The sequence below is a fragment of the Micromonospora sp. NPDC049799 genome (assembly GCF_040656655.1).
Taxonomy (GTDB): Bacteria; Actinomycetota; Actinomycetes; order Mycobacteriales; family Micromonosporaceae; genus Micromonospora.
Window position 1 is genome coordinate 1 of sequence record NZ_JBFAMU010000537.1, and the last position, 3,243, is coordinate 3,243.

The 3,243-nt window shown below is 74.5% G+C and carries 4 protein-coding genes; all 4 read left to right on the forward strand.

Going from position 1 to position 3,243, the window contains the following annotated elements; all coding sequences use genetic code 11:
- Positions 1-744: glycoside hydrolase family 88 protein (locus tag AB0I76_RS25900; RefSeq protein ID WP_357040523.1), on the forward strand; the 744-nt coding region annotated here is incomplete at its 5' end.
- 338 nt (positions 745-1,082) lie between these two features.
- Positions 1,083-2,129, forward strand: a complete 1,047-nt coding sequence (locus tag AB0I76_RS25905) for an NAD(P)-dependent alcohol dehydrogenase (protein WP_357040526.1) — start codon at positions 1,083-1,085, stop codon at positions 2,127-2,129.
- A 41-nt stretch (positions 2,130-2,170) separates the two neighbouring features.
- Positions 2,171-2,686, forward strand: a complete 516-nt coding sequence (locus tag AB0I76_RS25910; protein ID WP_357040529.1) for a 2'-5' RNA ligase family protein — start codon at positions 2,171-2,173, stop codon at positions 2,684-2,686.
- Positions 2,687-2,729: 43 nt separating this feature from the next.
- Positions 2,730-3,243 (forward strand): ABC transporter substrate-binding protein (locus AB0I76_RS25915; RefSeq protein WP_357040532.1); only part of this gene is annotated, 514 nt, incomplete at its 3' end.

The following is a 3,243-nucleotide window of genomic DNA, read 5'->3' on the forward strand; positions in this document are numbered from 1 at the left end:
GCCGCGACGCTCACCGGCGACCCGCGCTACGCCGCCGCGCTGGACGCCCAGCTCGACAGGCTGGTCGCCCGCGCGCCCCGGGCCGCCGACGGCACCCTGTTCCACGTGCTCGGCAGCCGGCAGGTCTGGGCCGACACGGTGCACATGGTGGTGCCCCTGCTCGCTCTGACCGGGCACGCCGACCACGCCGCCGCGCAGGTCGCCGGCCACCGCCGCCGCCTGTACGACGAGCGCACCGGCCTGTACGCGGCCCGCTGGGACGAGGACACCGGGCGGCTCACCCACCCCCGGCCCTGGGCGACCGGCAACGGCTGGGTGGTCACCGGCATCGCCCGCGCCCTCCGCCTCGGCATCACCTGGCCGGCCGGCGTCCGCGACGAGTTGGCCGGGCACGCCCGCGTCGTGCTCGACGCCGCCCTGGACCACCGGGGCGACGACGGGCTCTTGCCCGACGTGCTGGACGACCCGGCCTCCTTCCGTGAGGCCAACGTCGCCCAGATGCTCGCGTACGCCGCGTTGACCGGCGTCGCCGACGGCTGGCTGCCGCCCTCGTACGCCGAGGTGGGCCGGGATCTCGTCGCGGCGGCGGAGCAGCGGGTCGACCGGTACGGCCTGGTGACCGGGGTGAGTGGGTCGCCGGACTTCACCGGTCCGGGTACGTCCGCCGAGGCGCAGGCGTTCCACCTGCTCGCGCACGCCGCCCTGCGCCAGGTGGACGTCATCGACGGTCACGACCCTGCGTGACGCTCCCCCAACCCCAGCAACACCGCCGCGCACGCTTTGCTCTGCACCCTGATATGCACCAGTGACGCCGCGTGGTCACGTCGACGGACGGGAGCGTCCGTGTCGTCCGCATCGACCCAGCTCGGAGCACTGGCGCGCACAGGGGTGCAGAGCAAAGTGCGGCAGGGGGTTGGTGGCGCCGGACCGGGGCGCCACCGTCCGTAACGGCAGGACCGCAGGCCCTGGTCGACCACTCAGCGTAAGGCCGCGTGTGGAACCGATACCGGGCGACTCGTTTGTGTCGTCGCTCGGCGGGGACTCGAACAGACAAACGGGAACGAAGGACAGGAGACGTCCACATGCGCGCGCTGCGGTTGCCCGACTGGAAGTCCGAGCCCGAGATGGTGGAGGTCGACGAGCCGACCCCGGGCCCCGGTGAGGTGGTGGTGAAGATCGGTGGCGCCGGTGCCTGCCACTCCGACCTGCACCTGATGCACGACTTCGAGGCCGGGGTGGTGCCGTGGAACCCGCCGTTCACCCTCGGCCACGAGAACGCCGGCTGGGTTCACGCCCTCGGCGACGGGGTGACCGGTCTGGAGCAGGGGCAGCCGGTGGCGGTGTACGGCCCGTGGGGGTGCGGGACCTGCGCCCGCTGCCGGGTCGGTGTCGACCCGTACTGCGAGAATCCGGCCGCCGCCCCGGTGCCCGGCGGCGGTGGCGGGCTCGGGCTGGACGGCGGGATGGCCGAGTACATGCTCGTACCGGACGACCGGCACGTCGTGCCGCTGCCCGAGGGCCTCGACCCGGTGCTCGCGGCGCCGCTGACCGACGCCGGTCTGACCCCTTACCACGCGATCCGCCGGTCCTGGGCGAAACTCGGCCCGACCAGCACCGCCGTCGTCATCGGCGTGGGCGGCCTGGGTCACGTCGGCGTGCAGATCCTCAAGGCCACCACCGCCGCCCGGGTCATCGCCGTGGACACCCGCGAGGAGGCGCTGAAGCTGGGCCAGGAATGCGGGGCCGACCTGACGATGCTCTCCGGAGCCGACACCGCCGAGGAGATCCGGCGGGCCACCGGGGGCCGCGGCGCCGACGTCGTGCTCGACTTCGTGGGCGCGGACCAGACCCTGGCGCTCGGCGCGGCCGCCGCCCGCACGGTCGGCGATCTCACGATCGTCGGCATCGGCGGCGGCACCCTGCCGGTCGGGTTCTTCTCGGTGCCGTACGAGGTCAGCATCCAGACCACCTACTGGGGCAGCCGGCCGGAGCTGGTCGAGGTACTCGAACTGGGCGCACGGGGCCTGGTCAAGCCGAAGGCGACGACCTTCGCGCTGGAGGACGCCGTCAGCGCGTACCGGAAGATGCAGGACGGGACGCTGGAGGGCCGCGCGGTCATCGTGCCGTGACCCCCGACCACGCCGCGACCGCACGCCCCTAGAGTGATCATGTGGTCGCGGCGCTGGAGCTCTACCTGGACACCGACGCCACCCGACGGATCCGGGTGCTCTGGGACGCGCTGGAGTCCGAGGGTGTGCAGAGCATGCGCTCGCTGCTGGAACAGCGCCACCGGCCGCACGTCTCCCTCGCCGTGGCGCCGCGCTTCGACCCGGACCGGGTGGCCGAGGCGCTGGCCGGGACGGTGGTGGCACCGCCGCTGCGGCTGGAGTTCCCGCACGCCGGGCAGTTCGTCGGCCGGGTGCTGTGGCTGGGCGTCGCCCCCACGGAGGAGCTGCTGGCGCACCACCGGCTCGTCCACGACCGACTGGCGGCGGCCGGTGTCCCCCTGGCCGAGCACTACCGGCCGGGGCGCTGGGTGCCGCACTGCACGCTGTCGATGCGGGTGCCGAACACGCTGATGGCCGCCGCCGTCCGCCGGTGCCTGGAGGTGCTGCCCCTGACCGCGACCGTGGTCGGCGCGGCCCTCGCGGACCACGCCCGGGGTATCTCGCGTCCGCTGCCCTGACCCGGAGCGCCGACCGGCGGGCGGCGCCGGGCAGGATGGTCCCATGCGTCTGGTGTCCCTGCTGCCGTCCGCGACGGAGATCGTCTACGCCCTGGGGCTCGGCCCGGAACTGGTCGGGGTGACCTTCGAATGCGAGGTGCCGCCCGCCGACCGGGCCGCCCTGACCGTGGTGGTGGGCGGCGGTCGGGACACGCGGGGAATGAGCCCTGGCGAGATCGACGAGTACGTCCGCACCCGAGCCGCCGCCGGCGAGGACCTCTACACCCTGCACGCCGACGCGCTGGCCGGCCTCGACCCGGACCTGATCATCACGCAGGACCTGTGCCGGGTGTGCGCGCTGCCCTCCGGCCGGGTCGCCGAGGCCCTCGATCACCTGGGGGCCCGCGCCGACGTGTTGTCGCTGGACCCGTACACCCTGCCGGAGGTCCTCGACACGATCCTGGCAGTGGGCGCGCGGGCCGGCGTACCGGATCGGGCGGAGGCCCTCGTCGACGCCCTGCGCGCGCGGCTCGCGGTGGTGGCCACGGCGGTGGCCGGCCGCCCGCGGCCCCGGGTCG